General features: G+C 57.8%; 22 protein-coding genes and 1 pseudogene. 14 read left to right on the top strand and 9 right to left on the bottom strand.

The features are described from left to right. Window positions 1-52: 52 nt before the first annotated feature. A complete protein-coding gene (locus tag OQ273_RS05825) occupies window positions 53-955 on the bottom strand; it encodes an alpha/beta hydrolase (protein ID WP_267989527.1) in 903 nt (300 codons plus the stop codon). Between the two features lie 47 nt (window positions 956-1,002). Between OQ273_RS05825 and OQ273_RS05820 the strand changes: the two genes are divergently transcribed. Continuing rightward, window positions 1,003-1,473 carry a MarR family winged helix-turn-helix transcriptional regulator gene (locus OQ273_RS05820; RefSeq protein WP_267989526.1) on the top strand — a complete coding sequence of 157 codons (471 nt, stop codon included), beginning with the start codon at window positions 1,003-1,005 and terminating at the stop codon, window positions 1,471-1,473. Window positions 1,474-1,480: 7 nt separating this feature from the next. Here OQ273_RS05820 and OQ273_RS05815 read toward each other — a convergent pair whose 3' ends face one another. Continuing rightward, entirely contained in the window at window positions 1,481-1,861 is a 381-nt protein-coding gene (locus tag OQ273_RS05815; protein WP_267989525.1) for a gamma-butyrobetaine hydroxylase family protein, read from the bottom strand. Window positions 1,862-2,185: 324 nt separating this feature from the next. On the opposite strand from OQ273_RS05815, the gene moaA reads away from it, so the two are divergent. The 9 genes from moaA to OQ273_RS05770 all read left to right on the top strand — a co-directional run bounded on the left by moaA (window position 2,186) and on the right by OQ273_RS05770 (window position 10,642). Beyond that, window positions 2,186-3,175, top strand: a complete 990-nt coding sequence (gene moaA / locus OQ273_RS05810) for a GTP 3',8-cyclase MoaA (RefSeq protein WP_267993033.1) — start codon at window positions 2,186-2,188, stop codon at window positions 3,173-3,175. 235 nt (window positions 3,176-3,410) lie between these two features. Beyond that, the gene (locus tag OQ273_RS05805; RefSeq protein WP_267989524.1) at window positions 3,411-4,643 is read left to right on the top strand and encodes a multidrug effflux MFS transporter; all 1,233 of its coding nucleotides are present in this window, start codon (window positions 3,411-3,413) and stop codon (window positions 4,641-4,643) included. Window positions 4,644-4,667: 24 nt separating this feature from the next. Further along, window positions 4,668-5,546 (top strand): formate dehydrogenase accessory sulfurtransferase FdhD, encoded by an 879-nt coding sequence (gene fdhD, locus OQ273_RS05800; protein WP_267989523.1) that lies wholly within the window; start codon window positions 4,668-4,670, stop codon window positions 5,544-5,546. Continuing rightward, entirely contained in the window at window positions 5,543-6,184 is a 642-nt protein-coding gene (gene mobA / locus OQ273_RS05795) for a molybdenum cofactor guanylyltransferase MobA (RefSeq protein ID WP_267989522.1), read from the top strand. Before fdhD ends, mobA begins: the two co-directional genes overlap by 4 nt. A 26-nt stretch (window positions 6,185-6,210) precedes the next feature. Further along, window positions 6,211-6,726 (top strand): molybdopterin-guanine dinucleotide biosynthesis protein B, encoded by a 516-nt coding sequence (gene mobB / locus OQ273_RS05790; RefSeq protein WP_267989521.1) that lies wholly within the window; start codon window positions 6,211-6,213, stop codon window positions 6,724-6,726. Then, window positions 6,726-8,009: a molybdopterin molybdotransferase MoeA gene (locus tag OQ273_RS05785; protein WP_267989520.1), complete on the top strand. Its 1,284-nt coding sequence runs from the start codon at window positions 6,726-6,728 to the stop codon at window positions 8,007-8,009. Before mobB ends, OQ273_RS05785 begins: the two co-directional genes overlap by 1 nt. A gap of 211 nt (window positions 8,010-8,220) precedes the next feature. Next, the gene (locus tag OQ273_RS05780; protein ID WP_267989519.1) at window positions 8,221-9,009 is read left to right on the top strand and encodes an ABC transporter substrate-binding protein; all 789 of its coding nucleotides are present in this window, start codon (window positions 8,221-8,223) and stop codon (window positions 9,007-9,009) included. A gap of 92 nt (window positions 9,010-9,101) precedes the next feature. After that, the gene (locus OQ273_RS05775) at window positions 9,102-9,815 is read left to right on the top strand and encodes an ABC transporter permease (protein WP_267989518.1); all 714 of its coding nucleotides are present in this window, start codon (window positions 9,102-9,104) and stop codon (window positions 9,813-9,815) included. Further along, window positions 9,812-10,642 (top strand): ABC transporter permease, encoded by an 831-nt coding sequence (locus tag OQ273_RS05770; RefSeq protein WP_267989517.1) that lies wholly within the window; start codon window positions 9,812-9,814, stop codon window positions 10,640-10,642. The genes OQ273_RS05775 and OQ273_RS05770 overlap by 4 nt, the downstream gene beginning before the upstream one ends. 23 nt (window positions 10,643-10,665) lie before the next feature. Here OQ273_RS05770 and OQ273_RS05765 read toward each other — a convergent pair whose 3' ends face one another. Beyond that, window positions 10,666-13,125, bottom strand: coding sequence for a penicillin acylase family protein (locus OQ273_RS05765; protein WP_267989516.1), 2,460 nt, complete (start codon window positions 13,123-13,125; stop codon window positions 10,666-10,668). A gap of 56 nt (window positions 13,126-13,181) precedes the next feature. Here OQ273_RS05765 and OQ273_RS05760 point away from each other — a divergent pair, with 56 nt between their 5' ends. Together OQ273_RS05760 and OQ273_RS05755 are read left to right on the top strand one after the other, a co-directional pair. Continuing rightward, on the top strand, window positions 13,182-14,051 hold the full coding sequence (locus OQ273_RS05760) for an NAD(P)-dependent oxidoreductase (RefSeq protein WP_267989515.1): 870 nt from the start codon (window positions 13,182-13,184) through the stop codon (window positions 14,049-14,051). Window position 14,052: 1 nt separating this feature from the next. After that, on the top strand, window positions 14,053-14,784 hold the full coding sequence (locus OQ273_RS05755; protein ID WP_267989514.1) for a DNA alkylation repair protein: 732 nt from the start codon (window positions 14,053-14,055) through the stop codon (window positions 14,782-14,784). Window positions 14,785-14,792: 8 nt separating this feature from the next. Here OQ273_RS05755 and OQ273_RS05750 read toward each other — a convergent pair whose 3' ends face one another. The 3 genes from OQ273_RS05750 to OQ273_RS05740 all read right to left on the bottom strand — a co-directional run bounded on the left by OQ273_RS05750 (window position 14,793) and on the right by OQ273_RS05740 (window position 16,685). After that, window positions 14,793-15,284, bottom strand: a complete 492-nt coding sequence (locus OQ273_RS05750) for an Lrp/AsnC family transcriptional regulator (protein ID WP_267989513.1) — start codon at window positions 15,282-15,284, stop codon at window positions 14,793-14,795. Between the two features lie 154 nt (window positions 15,285-15,438). Continuing rightward, window positions 15,439-16,065, bottom strand: a complete 627-nt coding sequence (locus OQ273_RS05745; protein WP_267989512.1) for a uracil-DNA glycosylase family protein — start codon at window positions 16,063-16,065, stop codon at window positions 15,439-15,441. Window positions 16,066-16,073: 8 nt separating this feature from the next. Next, window positions 16,074-16,685: a glutathione S-transferase family protein gene (locus OQ273_RS05740; RefSeq protein WP_267989511.1), complete on the bottom strand. Its 612-nt coding sequence runs from the start codon at window positions 16,683-16,685 to the stop codon at window positions 16,074-16,076. A gap of 143 nt (window positions 16,686-16,828) precedes the next feature. On the opposite strand from OQ273_RS05740, the pseudogene OQ273_RS05735 reads away from it, so the two are divergent. Then, window positions 16,829-18,361 (top strand): annotated as a pseudogene (locus OQ273_RS05735) (sensor histidine kinase). Between the two features lie 47 nt (window positions 18,362-18,408). Then, window positions 18,409-19,227: a sulfite exporter TauE/SafE family protein gene (locus tag OQ273_RS05730; RefSeq protein ID WP_267989510.1), complete on the top strand. Its 819-nt coding sequence runs from the start codon at window positions 18,409-18,411 to the stop codon at window positions 19,225-19,227. Window positions 19,228-19,233: 6 nt separating this feature from the next. Here the strand turns inward: OQ273_RS05730 and OQ273_RS05725 are convergent, their stop codons facing one another. From OQ273_RS05725 to OQ273_RS05715, 3 genes are read right to left on the bottom strand one after another with little or no spacing between them, the layout of a single operon-like run. Beyond that, on the bottom strand, window positions 19,234-19,938 hold the full coding sequence (locus OQ273_RS05725) for a retropepsin-like aspartic protease family protein (RefSeq protein WP_267989509.1): 705 nt from the start codon (window positions 19,936-19,938) through the stop codon (window positions 19,234-19,236). A gap of 3 nt (window positions 19,939-19,941) precedes the next feature. After that, window positions 19,942-20,163 carry a DUF1289 domain-containing protein gene (locus tag OQ273_RS05720; protein ID WP_267989508.1) on the bottom strand — a complete coding sequence of 74 codons (222 nt, stop codon included), beginning with the start codon at window positions 20,161-20,163 and terminating at the stop codon, window positions 19,942-19,944. A 27-nt stretch (window positions 20,164-20,190) separates the two neighbouring features. Beyond that, window positions 20,191-20,985, bottom strand: coding sequence for an adenosylcobinamide-GDP ribazoletransferase (locus tag OQ273_RS05715; protein WP_267989507.1), 795 nt, complete (start codon window positions 20,983-20,985; stop codon window positions 20,191-20,193). Window positions 20,986-21,077 lie beyond the last annotated feature (92 nt).

Below are 21,077 nucleotides of genomic sequence, written 5' to 3'. Positions count from 1 at the left end.
TGGAAAGCATGGTCCCGGCCAACGGCCTGAATGTTCATCGAAAGGCCCGCTGTCAGGCCGCCCTGGCTTCCCCAGGCCTGTCGGCGAATGCCACCAGTGATTCGAGCACTTCCGGCGCCTTGAGAATGCGCCGGTGACCATATCCATCAGCCCACAGAACATCAACATGCGGGCCCGCCGCGGCCAGCGCCCGCGCGCTGTCGGCCCGCACCTCCTTGTCGTCCGGTGCGTGGATGACAATCGTCGGTATCGTCATGCCGGCCAGTTGCTCCGCACCAACGAACTCGGACAACGGCCGGCCAGTCACCTTGCGCACACCATCATAGAGCGCCAACCGGCTGCGGTTGTTCAGGCCAAGCCAATCGGCAAACCATTCGAAGACCTTCGGAAGGGCATTCGGCGTCGAAATCAGCACGAGCTTGTGCGGATGCCGGGGCACATGTCCACACACGGAACCGGCAGCGGCATTCAAAATCACTGCACCGCCAAACGAATGCCCGAGCATCATCGAAAAAGGGCCGTACTGCCTCCAGGCGGCATCCACCGCTTCAACGGCCATGGCCATTTGCAACCTGCGGCCACTGGAAGCGCCATGTCCGGGCAAATCCAGCGCCACCACATTTCTGCCCGATCGCTGAAGCGCCGCTATGATATCAAGCATGTGTTCGGTACGGGCGCCCCAGCCATGGACAACCAGCACAGTTTCACGCGGCTGGCTTGCCGAGGCAAAAAACCATGTTGCGACCGAACCGTCGCGCGTGCGCAGGACGGTCTTTTTGGCACCGGCCATAACCGGCCGCGCCATTTCGAGCGCACGCCGTGCCTTCTCACCGGAGGGCCGGCGTGATGGCGTCGTTGAAAAAAGCCTGAAAGCTGCACGTCCGGTGGTTTCTGGCGCCACGCGACCTGTGATATCAAAGCCGAGGCGGATGACCTTGTGGATGAATGATGCCATAGTCGGATTCCAATATTAAGTTCAACCTTGAACATAATTGTACAACTATGAACAAAAATCAAGCGCTACCGTGGGACAATCCGCGTTTTAAGAATTGGATCGCTGTTGCCAGGGCAAGCCAGATGATCCATCAAAAGCTCGCCCGGGCGCTCGCGCCGCTGGATATCAAGGTCCCGCATCTCGATATCCTCGCCAATCTCTACCGCTTCGAAGGCATCTCTCAGCAGGATCTGGCGCACAAGCTGCTCGTCGGCCGTTCGAATATCAGCATGCTCCTTCCGCAAATCGAAAAACGTGGACTGATTGAGCGGCGCAAGGACGACACCGACAAGCGCGTCCTGCGCCTCTATCTGACCGACAAGGGCCGGGACATAACCCTAAGGGCGCTTGCTATCGAGCTGGAGCTGATCGAACACTCCATGTCGACGACAAACACCGACGAATGCAATTTTGTCGGCGAGGTCATGCAGCGCATGATCCGGCAAATGGAAGAATGGGAAGACGGCCAACAGACATAGACGGGCGCTAGCGCGGCATGTCGGCCCTGTCCCGGTCCATACCCTTCTCGTCAAGCTCTTTCAGGTAGCCGGACCAGTGGCTGTTGAAATTCGCTCCCAGATCATGAAGATAAACCCAGGTGAAAAGCCCGGTACCGTGCCCGTCATCAAAGATCAGCCGGACCGCATAGTTCCCGACCGGCTCGGCCCCCGAAATCTGGACATTACGTTTACCGGGTACGGTAACACGTTGCTCAGGAGAATGCCCCTGAACCTCCGCCGAAGGAGAAAGAACCCGCAATGCCTCGGCAGGCAGCGAGAACACCTCGTCTTCGCCGAAAGCTACGGTCAGTGTCTTGCGGTCCTTGGAAACACGCAATTCCGTCGGTCTCAGTTTGGATTCCGCCAAGGAGCCCTCCTCTTGCATGTTAGCTCCGCCATTTGCGGCACTCAGCACAATCCGGTCCGGATTGTCCAGATGTCATTGTTCACTGAACTCAAACTGCCTGCCTGACCACAGCGACAACTGTCATGCGACACTTTCCGCACCTCCCGTCTCTTGACGAAACCGTCTCAGACGCAAGATAACACTTCCAAAGCATGGACCGGCACCAGATGTGCCACAACTGGCGACCGTGATCAGGTCGTCATGCCCGAGGGAGTTAGTGGAGTGCTGGATATCGACAAGGGTGACGCAGCCAATCAGGCCGTTCATGAAGCGCGCGACGAGCAGATGGTGGACCCGTTCGGGCGCGCCGTGACCTATCTGCGCGTATCGGTAACGGACCGCTGCGATTTCCGCTGCACCTACTGCATGGCGGAAAACATGACCTTTCTGCCAAAGAAAGACCTGCTTACCCTTGAGGAACTCGACCGGCTGTGCACAGTGTTTGCCGAAAAGGGCGTCAGGAAACTACGCCTGACGGGCGGCGAACCGCTCGTACGCAAGAACATCATGCACTTCATCCGGGGCCTCTCTCGACATCTTGATTCCGGGCTGCTTGAGGAAGTCACCATAACAACAAACGGCTCGCAGCTTTCACGCTTTGCCGAGGAACTGTTCGATTGTGGCGTCAGGCGTATCAACGTGTCGTTGGACACTCTGGACGCGGACAAATTCCGGCGGATTACCCGTTGGGGCAATCTGGACCGGGTGCTTGGCGGAATGGAGTCAGCCCGCAAAGCCGGCCTGAAACTCAAGGTCAACGCGGTCGCACTCAAGGGTTTCAACGATACTGAAATTCCCGAGCTGATGCGCTGGGCCCATGGCCTCGGCATGGACATGACGGTGATTGAAACGATGCCGATGGGCGAAATTGACGAAGACCGCACCGACAATTATCTGCCGCTGTCGATGCTGCGCGCGGACCTTGCAAAACAGTTCACCATGACCGACATCGACTACAAGACCGGCGGTCCGGCACGCTATGTCGAAATAGAGGAGACAGGTGGACGCCTCGGGTTCATTACGCCGATGACCCACAATTTCTGCGAAAGCTGCAATCGCGTGCGACTGACCTGCACCGGCACATTGTTCATGTGTTTGGGTCAGGACGATGCAGCCGACCTGCGCGAGCCGCTGCGCGCTTCCAAAGGCAATGAGCTCCTTTCCGAAGCGATCGACGCCGCTATTTTGCGCAAACCCAAGGGTCATGATTTCATTATCGACCGCAGAAGCAACAAACCGGCCGTTGCCCGACACATGAGCGTCACCGGCGGATAAGGACAGGTATTCTTTTAAAAACAGTCAGATGCAGGTATATTCGAATGGTCTGATTGCCAAATAAACAGACCGCGCCGTATACACTGCTCGTTGCAGACTGGCGGGATTGCCAGTATACCGCTGACAGGTTTGAAGACCTGATTGCACATCGCATTGGGAATCCGGGCGGCTCCTGATTCCTCTCCGACAAATTGTCCCCTTCGCCGGTCCTGCCAGACCGGATTAGGAAACTATCTTGAGCGAACAGAGCAGGTTCCTGGACAAACACACGCCCCCACACATCATCACACTGGTGATCGTCACTGGCGCGGGCGCGTTGAACATGAACATCGCTCTGCCTTCCCTGCCCGGCATCGCGACATATTTCGGTGTCAGCTATTCCTACGCTCAGCTTCTGATTTCGGCCTATCTGGCGGCAACCGCCGCCGTTCAGTTGATAATCGGACCGCTGTCAGACCGTTTCGGCAGACGCCCTGTTTTGCTTGCTTGCATTGGCATTTTCCTTGTCGCCAGCCTGGTCTGCATCTTCGCGCCGAATTTCCAGATACTTCTGGTGGCCCGGTTGGTGCAGACCGTGATTGTCGCCGGCCTCGTTCTTTCGCGCGCCGCCGTACGGGATATGCACGAGCCGGCCCGTGCCGCCAGCCTCTTCGGCTACATTACGATGGGCATGGCCGTGGTTCCGATGGTCGGACCGGCGATTGGCGGTGTTCTGGATGAGATGTTCGGCTGGCAGGCATCCTTCCTGGTATCGCTCCTCTTCGGGTGTCTGGCTTTCGGTCTGGTGATTTCCGATATGGGTGAAACCAACAAACACCCATCAGCCAATTTTGCAGCGCAATTTCGTGCCTATCCCGAACTGATCCGCTCACGCAGATTCTGGGGCTACGCGCTTTCGGCAGCCTTCACATCCGGTTCGTTTTTCGCGTTTCTTGGCGGCGCGCCTTACGTCTCGGTGACGCATCTGGGCCTGAGCCCTTCAGAGGTGGGTTTCTACTTCGCCCTGACAGCAGTCGGCTATATGGCCGGCAATTTCATTTCCGGGCGATATACCGAGCGCTTCGGCATCAATTCGATGCTTTTGTCCGGCAATGTCATTTCGGCGCTTGGAATGGTCGCATCAATCCTGACCTTTGCAGCCGGCTCGAACCATCCGCTGGCTTTTTTCGGCTATATGATATTCATCGGCTTCGGCAACGGTATCAGCCTGCCGAGTGCGAATGCCGGCATCGTTTCCGTCCGCCCGCATCTGGCCGGATCCGCGGCCGGTCTGGGCGGCGCCTTGATGATTGGCGGTGGTGCCGGGCTTTCAGTGCTGTCAGGTGCTGTTCTGTCGCCTGAATCCGGTGCGTATCCGATCCTCTATATCATGCTGATTTCGGCAATTGCGGGTGCTCTGATGGCTCTGTACGTTATGCATGTGGCACGGCAGGTTGCGCTGGAAGCAAACGAACCGGCACGCCAATAGCTATCGAATGCAGGATCGTATGACATGAGCAAGAGCGGCTTTATCCTGGGTCCCGACCCCGAAAACCCGAGCCTCTCACAGGAAGTGTCCGGCACCGACCAGGACGGCAATCCCGTCAAGACCCGCGTGGTAACGGAAAAGCCGCTCACACTCTATCTGAACCGCCAGGAAATCGTCACCATGATGACGATCGGCGATTACCCGGACCTGCTCGCGGTGGGATACCTGCTGAACCAGAATATGCTGTCAGGCGACGACGAGATCACGGATATTGAGTATGACGAGGAGCTCGATGTCGTTGTGGTGCGCACGGACAACGAGACTGATTTCGAAGACAAGCTGCAAAGAAAGGTCCGCACGTCCGGCTGTGCGCAAGGAACGGTTTTCGGTGACGTGATGGATGGTTTCGACGCCATTCGCCTCGATCCCGAGGCAAAACTGCACACGTCCTGGCTCTACGCGCTGACCAAGGCCATCAACACCGCACCCTCGCTCTATCTCGAAGCCGGCGCAATTCATGGCTGCGTGCTGTGCCGTCAGGACAGGCCACTGGTTTATATGGAAGATGTCGGGCGGCACAATGCTGTCGACAAGATCGCCGGATGGATGTTCACAAACGGGATTGGCGCGCAGGACAAAATCTTTTACACGACCGGCCGCCTGACATCGGAGATGGTGATCAAGACGGCCATGATGGGGATACCGATTCTGATATCGAGATCAGGATTCACTGCCTGGGGTGTGGAACTTGCCCGGCAGGTTGGCCTGACGCTTATCGGGCGCGCCCGCGGCAAGCGTTTTATCGCCCTGTCGGGAGAAGAGAGGATCGTGTTTGATCAGGACCCGGCAACAATCCCGGATGAGAACAGAAAACACGCACGGAAGGCGGAGGGCGGCCCGTGAGGCTGACACAAGACGACATTCTCGGCTGCGTCCTGGCGGGCGGCCTGTCGCGACGCATGGGCGGTGGTGACAAGTCACTGCGACCGCTCGGCGACGGCTCCATGCTTTCTCGGGTGGTCGAAAGGCTGCGTCCGCAGGTCGGGCGCCTGCTTCTGAACGCGAACGGCGATCCCGAACGCTTTTCGCAATTCGGACTGCCCGTCGTCGCCGACCAGGTTGAGGGATTTGCCGGTCCGCTGGCCGGCATCAGCGCCGCTATGGAGTGGGCATCGATCCATGAACCCGGCATGTCCCACATCGTTACCGCGGCCTCCGACACGCCGTTTTTTCCGACCGACCTAGTTGCCGGTCTTTTGTCGGCAAACGATGGTGGCAGTGAAACCATTGTCATGGCAACGTCGGGCGGCTTCCGTCACCCGGTTTTCAGCCTTTGGCCCGTTTGCCTTCGCGACGATCTGACAGCTTGGCTGCGCGATACGGACACACTAAAAGTCATGGCCTGGGTTCAGCGTCACGATCTGCTGAGCGTTGAGTTCGCCAACGTCGAGACCGCCGCCGGACCCGTTGATCCGTTCTTTAACGCCAACACGCCTGAAGATCTTGCAGCGGCCGAAGACATACTGGCCCGGATCGGATAAGGCACATCATCGAGAGGGCAAACAAGATGCAACGCGTATTCGGCATCACCGGATGGAAAAACTCCGGCAAAACCGGGCTGACTGTCCGGGTCGTCGAGGAACTGACCAAACGCGGCTGGCGCATCTCCACCATAAAACACGCCCATCACGCCTTCGACATCGACCACGAGGGCACTGACAGCTTCCGCCATCGCGAAGCGGGCGCCACGGAAGTCGCCATTGTCTCTTCAAACCGCTGGGCGCTCATGCACGAACTGCGTACCGAAGAAGAGCCAAACATGGATACCGTGCTGGCGCGGCTTGAGCCGTGCGATCTTGTCATCATCGAGGGCTACAAACGCGAAGGCCACCCGAAGATCGAGGCCCGCCGGCGCGAAGCCCACAGCCGTGAACCGCTGGCCGGTGTGGATTCAACCGTCGTCGCCATCGCGACAGACGAACCGGACGACAGTGCGGACATTCCGATTTTCGATCTCAACGACACAAACGCGATCACAGACTTCATCGAGGTCCAGACCGGCCTTGCGGAGGTCAAGAAGTAATGAGCCAGTCGCCAAGCCTCATCAATGACTGCTTTCTGCACGACAAGGACAGGCTGCGGCATGGTGAGGTTGTCGAGCTCATCGTGGAGCGTCTCCATCGTATAGTCGATACCGAAGATGTCAGGCTCGACAGCGCGCTCGGGCGGTACCTTGCGGAAAGCGTGACAGCACCCAGAAACGTTCCACTGCACGACAACAGCGCCGTCGACGGCTACGCCTTTACCCACGCCGACTATGCAAAACAACAAACGCTTGCGGTCGGTGCTCGCATCCCGGCCGGTGAAGCCAATCCGCCGGCGCTTGTCCAAGGAACCGCAGCCCGCATTTTCACTGGGGCCGTAATGCCGCCAAACGCCGACTGCGTAGCGATGCAGGAAGATTGCGGGCTTTCCGAGGACGGAACCGAAGTGACCATTCCCGCCGGCCTGCGGCCCGGCGCGAACCGCCGGCTCGCAGGAGAAGACGTCAAGGCGGGCGACGATCTGCTTTCGCTGGGCCAGCGGCTGCGCCCGCAGGACATCGCAGCCCTTGCGTCACTCGGCCGGGCAAACGTCGGGACTTACCGACGCCTGAAAGTTGCCATCGTTTCAACCGGCGATGAACTTGTCGAGCCGGGACAGACAGACGCGCTTGAGCGCGGACAGGTCTTCGATTCAAACCGCCACATGATCGCGTCCCTCTGTGCCGGCCTGCCGGTGGAACTGACCGATGTCGGCATCCTCAGGGACGACGAGGATAATATCGCCGACGCGCTTTCAAAGGTCGCCGCCGACCATCACGTGATCTTGACGACCGGTGGTGCGTCGCGCGGAGAGGAAGACCACATCGTCACGACAATTGACCGTCTTGGCAAAAGGCATCTGTGGCAGATTGCCATCAAGCCCGGTCGTCCAATGACGTTCGGACAAGTCGGCAATTGCGTTTTCCTGGGCCTTCCGGGAAACCCGGTCGCGGCCTTTGTGTGCTTTTTGCTCTATTGCTATCCGGCCATGCGGCTTCTCGGCGGCGGCCGTCACAAGGAACCGCAACGCTTTCGCATCCCGGCGGGATTTGCGATAGAGAAAAAAAAGCCGGACCGGCGCGAGTTAGTCCGTGGCTGGCTTGAGCCGGACGACAGCGGCGCGATGGTTGCACGGAAGTTCCGCCACGACGGCTCCGGACTGATTTCCGGCCTGCGCAGCGCCGACGGCCTGATTGAGCTTGATGAGCAAACAGTGTCCGTCGAACAAGGCGATCCGGTCACCTATATCCCGCTTTCCCAGTTTGGCATTTCACTTCGGTAATTGCCGTCCGAGCCGCCTTATCGGCCCGATCCGGCCTGTATTGTCCGCCTGGTGGCCTCGAAATGCGCAAAACCATGCGTTCCGCAGCAATTTTGCAGTTGCAATTTGTTTGAAAACAGTGGGAATATCGCCGCCAATACGGGACATTGGGGACCCGTTTGAATGTGCCACCAATATCAACAATCAAGGCACAATGTTAGGAAGGATCACCATGCGTATCTCAAAGTACCTTACCCTCGCCGCCTCAGCGGCTGCGCTGGCCATTTCCATGGGCGCAGCACAGGCTGATGATCACACAAAAACAATTAAGATCGGCACCGAGGGCGCCTATCCGCCGTTCAATAATCTGACGTCGGACGGCAAGCTTGAGGGATTCGATATCGATATCGCCAACGCGCTTTGCGAAGAAATGAAGGTAAAGTGCGAGTTCGTCACCAATGACTGGGACGGTATGATCCCATCGCTTATTGCCGGAAAATTCGACGCGGTTATTGCATCGATGTCGATAACGGAAGAGCGCAAAGAGAAGGTCGACTTCTCTGACAAGTACTACAACTCGCCACCCGCCATCGCCGTTCCGAAAGACTCTGATATTACAGAGGCAACGGATGCCGGCCTTAGCGGAAAAGTCCTTGGTGCACAGAGCGCGACCACGCACTCCAACTATGCTGAGGAAAAAATACCGTCGGTTGAAGTTCGTCTTTATCCGACACCGGATGAGTACAAGCTGGATATCGCCAATGGCCGCATTGACGCCGTGATAGATGACGTCATCGTCCTGTCAGAATGGTTGAAGACCGATGACGGTGCGTGCTGTAAGATATTGGGCACATTGACACCCGATCCCGTCATCAACGGACCTGGCGCGGGCATCGCCATCCGCAAGGGTGAAGATGAGCTGCGCGAGCAGTTCAATGCGGCGATCATCGCTCTGCGTGAGAACGGAAAATACAAGGAAATCAACGATCAGTATTTTGAATTTGACGTGTATGGCGACTGATCGCGATTACGCTTGAAGACAAGGAAACGGCGGGCTTACACCCGCCGTTTCCATAAGGGGAATGAGCATTATGCTCGATAAACAAGAATAATATGCAAGAGACCCTGACCCTTCTGAGTTTCGGTCCGGATGGATGGGGCGATCAGATCGCCTCCGGAGTTCTGGTCACTGTAGGCCTTGCTCTGGCAACGCTTCCTCTCGGTTTGCTCGTCGGCTTCCTTCTGGCGCTCGCCAAACAGAGCGATGAAGGCGCTCTGCGTATGGCGGCAGAAATCTATACGACGATTTTTCGCGGCCTGCCGGAACTGCTCACGCTGTTCCTCGTCTATTTCGGGCTGCAGATCGGTATCCGGCAATTGCTTCTGGCGATGGGCTATGAAGCCGCCATCGAGATCAACTCTTTCCTTGCCGGAATGATCGCCCTCGGTGTCGTCTTTTCAGCCTTTGCCAGCGAGGTTTTCCTCTCGGCCTTCCGCGCCATCCCGGCCGGGCAGTATGAGGGCGGTTACGCACTCGGGCTTGGCAAAGTGCAGACGATGATCAAGATCATCCTGCCCCAGCTCATCCGCATTGCACTGCCGGGGCTCGGCAATCTGTGGATGATCCTGCTGAAGGAAACGGCGCTTGTATCGGTTATCGGACTCCCGGATATCCTTCGCCAGGCTGGCATTGCAGCACGGGTGAGCAAGGAGGCATTTCTCTTCTTCGGCATCGCGTGCCTGCTGTTTCTGGTCCTTGCGATCCTCTCATCGATTGTCATTGGCGCAATCGAACGAAAGGTTGAGAAATCGGGGGTTCGGGTATGAGCGTATCCGACAACATGATCGAGGCAAAGGCGCCCCCACCTCTGCCGCCGCGTCCCTGGACCGTCGCCCGCACGGCCGGCACGGCGGCAATGGCTTTATGGCTTGTTGTCGGTGTCGGGATTATTCTCTTTCTTGTGGCGGAGTGGGATCCGGAAAAGATCGAGCGATACGCACCGCGCTATTTCTCGGGCCTCGGCGTGACGATCACGCTGGTCGCCATTTCGGTCTTCCTTGGGGCAATCCTGTCCGTGCCGGTCACCATGGGCCGTATGTCGTCACGCCGCTGGTTTTCGGTTCCGGCCTATGGCTACGTGTACTTTTTCCGCGGAACGCCGCTGATCGCACAGCTCTTCCTGATCTACTACGGGCTCGGCGAGTTTCGGCCTCAGCTTGAAGCCATCGGTCTGTGGGGCTTCTTCCGCGACCCGTGGAATTGCGCCATCCTTGCCTTCACGCTCAATACCGCCGCCTACCAGGCCGAGATATTGCGGGGCGCCCTCCAAAGCGTTCCGCGCGGGCAGTTCGAGGGTGCGCGGGCCTTGGGCCTGGGGCGGCTTCAGACCTATCGCAAGATCATTATTCCACAGGCAATGATCGTTGCCCTGCGCCCCTATGGCAACGAGATCATATTGATGATCAAGGGATCGGCCATTGTTGCCATCATCACGGTCTTTGACCTGTTCGGTGAAACGCGTCGCGCCTATTCCCGCACCTTCGATTTCCAGACCTATATCTGGGCGGCAATCTTTTATCTGATTATCGTCGAAGCTCTGCGTAACCTGTGGAACTGGTTCGAGCGGCGTCTCACCCGACATCTGAAGCGCTAGCGCACGTCCGGTTCAGGCCCGGCCTATGGTGACAATCGCCAGACACCGACGATCCCCGGTTCATAAAGCATCGGGTCGGCAGGAATGGTGATGGCTTCGACATTCGACCATGGAACCGCGAAATCGCGGTAGTGTTTCGAAAACGGATTGCCGGACTGACCAGTGGTTTGAATGAATGTCGACCGGTCAAGATCCTCAAAATCATAAATGCCCCTGAAGCTTGACCCGCTGGCATTGATAAAGGGTGTTTTGTCCTTGTTGAGACGCGTCACGCCGCGGTCAAGGGTAAATGGCCCGCCAGCGCTCGGCACCTGCACGTCAAACAGGCGGTTCAGCGGCTCAATCTGCGTGAAAGGCGTGTGCGCGCCCGCTGAAAGGTGCGCTTCGCCCCAGCTCCACTTGGCTCGGTCTTCGCCGTAACGCTGCTGCAGATCGACAAGAGCCCGGTTCAATGCGGCGGCAAGAACATCCGCGCAGCTTTCCTTGCCGATTGTCGAGACATCGTCACACCATTCGCGCTTGGTCTCGCCATTCAGGACGTTGAGCATGACATTGGCGCGCGCCTTGAACCAATGGTCGAAGGATGGGCCGAGATCGTCTCGAAAAACACCGATCATGCTCTCGCGAAACCATGCCATGAAAACAAGCGGCGCGCTGCTGTCGCGAACCATGTCGTAGTTCCAGCTTTTCAGCTCTGCAAGCACGTCACCATCAATGCCGTCCCTGCCATCGATGAGTGCGATCATCTCAGGAGCAAGCTCGGCAAAAGCCAGCGAAAGCACATCTGCCTGGGCATCATGCGTCATCGCAATCGTCTGCGGCGTCCGGTTGTCGACGATGAGTTGATCGACCCGCTTCTGACGCCACGGCTCTTCCCAGTCCAGGGTCAGAAGATACGGATAGTCCGGCCCGACAATCTTTGTATTTGCTGTTCCGATCGCGCCGCCCGGCGGGTTGTTTTCACGGGGCAGCCCCTCAAAGGGAATACTGCCTTTCCAGTCATAGAGACTGTCCCAGCCCGGCACCGGCGCCCGGCCCATTACCGCATTGCGCGGATCACGGATCGGCACCCGGCCGGGTATAATCAGACCGATATTGCCAGACGTATCGGCAACAACCATCGACTGCATGGGGGTGACATAATCCGCCATGGCTGCCTGGAACTCATCAACAGTTGCAGCACTCAGCACCTGAATACCGCTATCCATGGTCGTGTCGTCGGCCGCAAGGGCGACCCACTGAAGGGCCGCGACCGTGTTGTCCGGCAGGTACCGGCCGATATTGAGATAAGACGGCGGAAGCACCGGCCCGTGCCGGGTCAAGCGGCGCATGAACCTGCGCTCCCCGCCACCGCGTATCCGGATAATCTCCTCCTGGCTGGTAAACGATTGCCAGCCATCCGGAGTAAGATATTCGTCATCATTGTCCGGATTGGTCTTTTCAATGAAGATATCCTGAACATCTGATCCGGTATTGGTAAATCCCCAGGCAACCTTGTCGCTGCGGCCAAGAAGAATCAGCGGCGAACCTGGTGTCGATGCGCCGATGAAATTACGCGCATCTCCATCGCCCTCCACCCTGAGATGAGCAAGATACCAGATCGAGGGTGCCGAAAGGGATAGATGCGGGTCGTTTGCGAGGATCGGCTGACCGCTCTTTGTGCGCGAACCGGAGAGCACCCAGTTGTTTGACGCACCCTTGTTGCGGTGATCAAGCAATGCCAGCACCGGCCCGGCGGAAGGCTCACTGCCAGCTGAGACCTCAATGGGACCGGAAGGCAGTTCTAGAAGTGCCGAAAGGTCCGGCAGCGCAGGTGCCTCATCGCCCGGCAAAAGAGGCAGCAAATCTTCGATTTCATCCGATGAAAATCCCAACCGCGCAAAGGCCAGCCGCATGACCTCGGCCGATGCATTCTTGCCAAGCGTGACAGACATCATCTTCAGGGCCGCAATCGAATGCTCAGGCTCCCAGGGCTCGGGCGTATGTCCGAGTATGACAAACTCTGGCGGCAGTTTCGATGCGAAGGTGCGCCCTTGCCTTGCCATCCACGCATTGACCCCGTTCGTATAGGCCTCGACAGCATCGCGGGTCTCCTGCGGCAACATCTCGTAGGATGATTTGGCCGCCTCAAACAGACCCATGCTGCGAAGCCAGATATCACTGTCTACGGTAGTCTCGCCAAACAGCTCCGAAAGGCGTCCCTGTGCTGCAATACGGACGACTTCCATCTGCCAGAGCCGGTCCTGCGCATGGGCAAAACCGAGCCCGGTAAAGACATCGGCAATGGACGTGCCGGTTATGTGCGGTACGCCGTTTTCATCGCGGGCAACCGTTACAGTGTCGGACAATTGTTCGACGGTCATGGATCCGGAAACCGGGGGCAATGAACGGGCCATCCAGAGATAGCCGCCACCTGCAGCGACGATAAGCAACGGAATCGCAATAAAAATAAATCTGACAAGGACTTTGATGATCCGCCGCATTGATTTATTTCCTTCAGGCATCAAAAACACAAGCACTTTGCAGAAGGGCATAACGGATGGCAACAGTGGCTTTCATCGGACTGGGCGTTATGGGCTACCATATGGCAGGTCACCTGCGCACGCGGGGCGGACACGACGTCACGGTCTATAACCGCACCGGCGCAAAAGCCGACAAATGGGTCGCCGAATTCGGCGGATCATCCGCTCAAACGCCTCGCGAAGCCGCATCGGAAGCGGACTACGTATTCGCCTGTGTCGGCAATGACGACGATCTCCGCAGCGTCGCAACGAGCCCCGACGGCGCCTTTCACGGCATGAAATCCGGTGCCATCTTCATCGACAACACCACGGCATCGGCAGAAGTTGCCCGCGCGCTTCACGCCGAAGCCTCTCAGCGAGGCTTTGGCTTCCTCGATGCACCGGTATCCGGCGGCGAGGCCGGCGCACAGAACGGCGCCCTCACCGTCATGGTCGGAGGCGACAGCCAAACCTTTGAAAATGCGCGGCCGGTTATCGAATGCTACGCAAAAATGGTTGGCCTTATGGGCGAGGTCGGCAGCGGCCAACTCACAAAAATGGTCAACCAGATCTGCATAGCCGGGCTCGTGCAGGGTCTCGCCGAAGGCATCCATTTCGGAAAGGCGGCCGGCCTCGACATTGAAAAGGTGATCGAGGTGATCTCCAAGGGAGCAGCCGGTTCCTGGCAGATGGAGAACCGCTACAAGACCATGAATGAAGGCCATTACGACCATGGTTTTGCCGTGGACTGGATGCGCAAGGACCTGGCCATCGTGCTCGACGAAGCCCGAAGCAACGGCACCAGCCTGCCAGTGACCGCCCTAGTCGACCAATTCTATCGGGAGGTCCAAAAGATGGGCGGCAACCGCTGGGATACATCCTCCCTGCTGGCCCGTTTGGAGCGCTGACATGGCAGGCCGCGAGCCTGCACCCGATTGGGATTGCCAGCAGGTTGTCGATTGGCTGCATGCTCATGCGGTCGCCGACGAGAAAGAGGGTATGGCCCGCTTCGGCATTGACACAAGCAAGGCGCTCGGTATCCGCAATGCCGAACTGCGCCCCCTCGCCCGCAAAATCAAGCGCAATCATGATCGCGCATTGGCGCTCTGGAAAACTGGAATCCGAGAAGCCCGTCTGCTTGCCTGTTTCAGCGATGATCCGAAAGAGGTAACAGCCGATCAGGCGCGAAACTGGGCAAAGGAGTTCAATTCCTGGGAAGTGGTCGACCATGCCGCCGGCCTGTTCATCGAGGCCAGGCTGCATGACGCGCTCATCGCGCCGTTCGCCGCCGACGAGCGCGAGTTCGTCCGCCGCACCGCATTCGCAATGATCGCCTGGGGCGCGGTCCATCTGAAAAAGGAGCCCGATAGCAAAATCGCCGCATGGCTCACGCTGATCGAAGAGCATGCGACCGACGAGCGCAATTTTGTGAAGAAGGCCGTCAACTGGGCCCTTCGGCAAATCGGCAAAAGATCGATGGAACTGCACGGCCCGGCCCTGGACCTTGCACGCAAACTGGAAGCAAGGCCCGACCCTACGCCCCGGTGGATCGGACGCGATGCGGTGAAGGAACTGACCAGTCAAAAAACCCTGGATAGGCTTGCCGCCAAGGCGGAAAAGGCCAAGACCGCCGGGCGATAGACCTCTTCTTAGGCCGGCTCCGACGCGCGCCCGCCCTCAAGCACCATATAATCGAGCGGCAGTTCCGTCGTGTATTTGATCTGCTCCATGGCAAAGGAGGACGAGACGTCGCGAATTTCGATTTTCTTGATCAGGCGCTGATAAAAGGCGTCATAGGCGGCAATATCGGGCACGACCACCCGCAGGAGATAGTCGACATCACCGCTCATACGGTAGAATTCGACAACCTCCGGAAACTCGCTGATGACTTCAGAGAAACGCAGCAGCCATTCATGTGAGTGCGAATTGGTGCGAATGGCGACAAACACCGTTACGCTTGCATTGATCTTCGTCTGATCCAGCAGTGCAACGCGACGCCGGATCACACCTTCTTCCTCCAGTTTCTGGATGCGCCGCCAGCAGGGTGTGGTCGACAATCCGACCTTTTTGGCAATATCAGCTACCGCAAGGGTCGAGTCCTCCTGCAACAGCCGCAGAATTTTTCGGTCAAGTCGGTCCATCGGTAATCTCCAAATATGAAGCGGGCTGCTGGCCCGGCCTCGACAATCCCTGTACTCACCTCTAAATCGCACAGAAAATTAGAAAATCAATCCCAAATTTGGAATACTGGAGATAATTTTTCTAAAAAATAACAATTCTCCCCACTCAATGCGATCAGGATTCCAATATACTCACCAGATCAGCACGCAAGGCCGGAAGCAGTTCGCTCTCAAACCACGGGTTTTTCTTGAGCCAGATATTGTTGCGCCAGGACGGGTGCGGCAACGCGTAGGTGACGAAACCGGGCACGGCACTACGCATAGCCCGCCAATTAAGTACGGTTGCCGTCAGCGTTTTTTCGCGGTGCGGGCCAAGATGATAGGCATGAGCATACTGGCCGATGACAAGAGCGAGGCGAATATCGGGAAGTGCGCCGATTACGCGATCGTGCCAAAGCTCCCGGCACTCCTTGCGCGGAGGCAGGTCACCACCCTTGGCATCAAGGCCCGGAAAACAAAACCCCATCGGCACAATGGCGATACGTCCGCCATCGTAGAAGGTTTCCCGGTCTACATCCATCCAGCCGCGCAGCCGGTCGCCGGAAGGATCATTGAATGGGATACCGCTCTCATGCACCCGTGTACCGGGCGCCTGCCCGGCGATCAGCACCCGGGCCGTGCCGCTCGCCACACAGACAGGCCGGGGCTCATGGGGAAGCGCCGCACCATATCTCGGCATGTCCCGGCAAACGCGACACGCCCTGATATCCTGCAAAAGTGTTTCCAGCGACAATGAAGCCATCGGAACGATCAGGCTGAGGCGCTGGGTCGTGAGGACACGCTTTCATACCAGCGCATCAGGTTCTCAAGGTGAACGGGACGATCAATACGCGCCGGCTTGAGCATATCCATCCCCATCATCGCGGTTATATCGGCAATTGTGTATCGATCGCCCGTTACGAAGGCCCTGTCCGCCAACTCCCTATCCAAAAAATCCATTTCTTTCAGAGCTTTGGGACGGTTCGCTTCACCAAATTCCTTAACCTGCGGCACTTCCCACTCGGCCATTGCCGGATGGGTATGGCGAAAAGCCATGGCGACAAAACTCAAGAGCCCGAATTCCATGCGCCTGTTCCACATTTCAACCTTTGCACGATCCAGGGCATCGATGCCCATGAGGGGCGGTTCGGGATGCAGTTCCTCAAAATACCGGCAGATCGCAACGGTTTCGGTCAGAACCGTCCCGTCATCAAGCATCAGGACCGGTAGCCGCTGATAGGGGTTGAGCGCAGTGATTTCCTCCGATTTGTGGCCGAGCGCCGTCATATCGACGGGCTTTAGGGGAACCTCAATCCCCTTTTCGGCAAGAAATATCCGTACCCGACGCGGATTGGGCGCGCGTCCGCCATCGTAAAGCAGCATTTCATTCTCCCGTTTCGCGGCCTGGTCTGCCGATCCGCCGCCCAAATATATAAGTCAACTTTTGCTCTTATAGGAGCGTATTTGAAGGTTCTTTTAATCATTGACGCCTAATGTCCCAACGGTTGCAAATCCGTTGTGTTGGTATGAGTTCGGCAGAAAAAACCGCAGATACGAATATAGTCGATCGCTAACGCGTTCACCGGAACCCGGAAATTGCCCGGGCGGTGAAGGCAACGCGCGACCGTCTTCTGTCTGACAACAAGAGCAGCGCCCAGTACGATCGCGAACTGGTCAAGATGTATGTCAGTTCGGCTGTTCAGGGCGCGGCGGCAATGCCCGTGCTTGTTCTCGTTACGGCCGGAATCAGTATCGGCTTCTTTGAAATCGAGAACGTGTTTGTCTGGCTCATTGCCACGCTTGCAGGCTATGCGCTGATGGCATTTCTTGCCAAACGGGCGGCAAAACAGACCATCACGACATTGATCGCGAAGAAGATCGAACTTCAGTTCGTGGCCGCACACGGGATCACCGGGCTCGGATGGGCGATATTTGCCTATCAGCCCTGCGATAGCTGTACGAGCATGGACTATGCCTTTTTCAAGGGCGTAATCCTGCTGATTGCAATGGCCGTCACGGCGATGTCCAGCTTCACGCTGCGGCGCCTGCCGCTACTGGTGTTCTCAACGCCGATGCTGACGTTTTATCTGGCCGGTTCGCCGCCGGACAATCCGTTCCAGATCTCGATTCTGTCCATGCTGCTGGGCGCGCTGGTATTCTTCCTGTTCGTCACCGGACGTCTCTACAATGCCAATGTCAATATGCTGTCGGCGCAGGAAGAAAAGGACTGGCTGATCGCCGAACTGGAACTGGCAAATTCCACATCGGACGAGGCGCGGCGCCGCGCCGAGGAAGCCAATCTGGCCAAATCGCGCTTCCTTGCTTCCATGAGTCATGAACTGCGAACACCGCTGAATGCAATTCTCGGCTTCTCCGAGGTCATGAAAAACGAGGTTCTGGGTCCGCTCGAAAACGAGACCTACAAGGAATACATCGCTGACATTTACCGTTCGGGCGATCACCTCTTGCGGCTCATCAACGAGATTCTGGACCTTTCGCGTATCGAAGCCGGACGCTATGCGCTGAACGAAGAGCCGGTCAGCATGCGCAACATCGCGGAAGACTGTATCGCGATGATCGAAATGAAGGCGCGCGACAAGGATATTACCGTTTCATCCCAGTTCGAGCGGGTGTTGCCGCTGGTATGGGCAGACGAAAAGTCGATGCGGCAGGTCATCCTCAACCTGCTTTCAAACGCGGTCAAGTTCACGCCGCCAAAGGGCGAGATCACCCTGAAGGTCGGCTGGACCGCCGGTGGCGGTCAATATGTGTCGGTCAAGGACAACGGAGCAGGAATTCCGGAAGATGAAATCCCGGTGGTCCTGTCCGCATTCGGGCAAGGCTCGATCGCCATCAAAAGTGCGGAACAGGGCACGGGCCTCGGCTTGCCTATCGTTCAGGCCATTTTGGCCGAACATGGCGGCGAGTTTGTTCTCAGGTCGAAATTGCGGGAAGGAACGGAGGTGACAGCAATCCTTCCAAGAGACCGCATTCTTGTCGATGCGCCCAGCATTGAAACCCCTGATCCAAACAAAAACAGGCGCCGCTCCTTTGCTTGACAGCGTGCCGGGCGACGTGCAAACCGGCCGCTTTTAAGGAGCAATACATGGTTCCGTTGCAAGAGCTGTTGTGGTTCGTGTCGGTTCTGGCGGTTGCCGGGGTTGTCGCCGGTTTTCTTGCCGGCATGTTCGGCATAGGCGGCGGAGCAATCCTCGTGCCCGTCCTCTACCAGGCCTTCACGCTGCTCGACACGCCGGATTCGGTACGCATGCACCTGTCCATCGGAACCTCGCTCGCGGTGATTGTCCCAACGTCGATCAGTTCATTTACCGCCCATTACAGGCGCAAGGCGCCAGATATGGAACTGCTCAGGAGTTGGGTGATTTTCGTTCCGCTTGGCGTCATCGCCGCGTCGATTATCGTGGCCGGGGCGTCCAGCGGCGCGCTGCGCGGCATATTCGCCGCCATAGCGCTGCTGGTCGGCATACGCATGATTCTCAACCGTGAAAGCTGGAAACTGGGCAACGACCTGCCCAAAAATCCCATTCGCGCCATCTGCGGTTTTTTCATCGGATTGCTGTCGGCCTTGATGGGCGTCGGCGGTGGTGTCCTGAACAACACATTCATGACCTTGTACGGTCGCTCGGTGCACCAGGCCGTCGCCACATCTTCGGGCCTTGGAATCCTCATATCCTGGCCCGGTCTTGTCGGTTACCTTTGGGCAGGCTGGGGCAATCCGGCTCTGCCAATCTACTCGACCGGCTATGTCAACTGGATTGCCGTTGTCCTGACGATACCCATTACACTGCTGATGGCGCCGCTTGGCGCCGCAGCCGCACACAAGATGGACCAGCGGCAGCTCGAAGCGGCGTTCGGCGTTTTTCTGCTGATTGTCGCGGCCCGCTTCTTCTGGAGCATTGTGTGAGAAGGATCAGTCCCGAAGCACCAGCTCGTCACGGCTGATGTGGAAAGACGATAGCGTTCCAATGAAACTCATGCCCAACAGGCTCTCGGCCAACTTGCCCTGCTCCATCACACCGGCTTGAACATTGCGCCGGCTGATATCGCCGACGGATAGTTCAGGCAACATGACCATGGCGGCCATGGCGACACCGTTTGCAGTTGCGATGGGCCGTTCGAACCGCAAATTGCCCATATCAAGGCCAACCCGTTCCGCGTCCCGGTAAGACAGCGCAACCATGGTTGCTCCAGTATCGACCATCATATTGACGCGCTCATCATTGATGGCGGCCCGGACCTGGAAATGCCCGCCACTGCCCTTTGTCAGGATGACCTCGGGCCGTCCATCGGCCGACATACGACTGATTGGCGTGCCGGGAAGCAGCGAGCCGGCGAGTCGATAACCGACATCCTGAAGTTCGAAACGGTAGACATAAACCGTGCTCAAAAGCAAAAGCGCGATCAGCCAGATCACAGCATTGCGTGCCATTTCTCCAATACGCATACCGGACCCCACAACTGCTGCGGCGACAACCATGCCCCACACGCCGGTGTAGAGCACATAGGCAAAGCTGTCGTTCGGAAGACCCAGTGTTTCGCCGGAATTGTGATTGATCAACAGCAGCAGGAGCCCGAGGCCCAGCACACCGAAAATGATCAACAAGCCGCGGTCCATCACTCAGCTTCCCTGGCTTTGGCGCGCGATCCTTTGCCGCCTGGTTTCGCGGCGCGGCTTGCGCTCAATGGTTTCAAGGCGCTGCGGCAAGGCATCCATGATTTCGCGCCGTTGCCCCGGTTCGAAATCGAGCCAACCGGCGATCTCGTCGCCGGTTCGGCCGCAACCGAAGCAAAATCCGGTTTTCACGTCGATCGAACAGACAAGTATGCAGGGTGATTCCACGATATCGTCTTCCGTTATTCCTGCCGCCTACCCCGATATGGTTGTCTGGACCCAAAGAGCAAGCCCAAGCAGCGCGGCGATCTCGCAGATTTGCTGGGTTGCGCCAATGGTATCACCAGTGTGACCGCCGATCCTGCCTTCCGTCATACGGACAAATACTGAACAGACTATGGCAACCAGAAACAATGACGTGATCGCCCCGGCAAGGCCGCCGGCGGGAAATGCGAGAACGGCCGTGAGCAGCGCGCCGCTAACAGCGGCAAAGACAGCGGTTTTCTCATCCGGCCGCCCGATGGAGACTGCAACCCCGTCCGGTCGCGCCGCAGGCAGGCTATGCCAATGCCAGACCATTGCACCGCGGCTGGCAACGGAAACCGACAACAGCGCCAATGCCGCGCCCAGCGGGTTGACAGCCGACGCAATCGTCGCAAGTCCGGCCACACGCAGCACCACCGACAAAATCAGCGCCAGTCCGCCAAATGTGCCGATCGTGCTGTCCTTCATGACGGCAAGGATCCGCTCGCGCTCTCCTCCTGCTCCAAAACCATCGGCGCAATCGGCCAGACCATCCTCATGCAGACCGCCGGTCGTCAGCATTTGACACGTGACCGCAAGTCCGGCCGCAAAGAGCGGCGGCAAACCCATAAACAGCAGCATGAACAGGAGCAGAGCGGCCGGCAATGCAACGACCATCCCCGCGAGAGGATAGGTCCGGGCGCTTTGCGTCATATCCGCATCCGCTCCGGCAAAAAAACGGTCCGGAACCGGCAAACGGCTCAAGAAGGCAACAGCGCGTGCCGTCTCTGTTACAATTCCGTCCATTCTGTCTCTCAAACGTCACGGGCCGCCGATCGAACAATAGCATTCGGCCCTGTTTGCAAATATCACCAATTATCCTATTGCGTGAGCGCGTT

The organism is Hoeflea prorocentri (assembly GCF_027944115.1).
GTDB lineage: Bacteria > Pseudomonadota > Alphaproteobacteria > Rhizobiales > Rhizobiaceae > Hoeflea_A > Hoeflea_A prorocentri.
The sequence above is the reverse complement of the archived record's forward strand: the minus strand, read 5'-3'. Positions and strand labels throughout refer to the sequence as shown.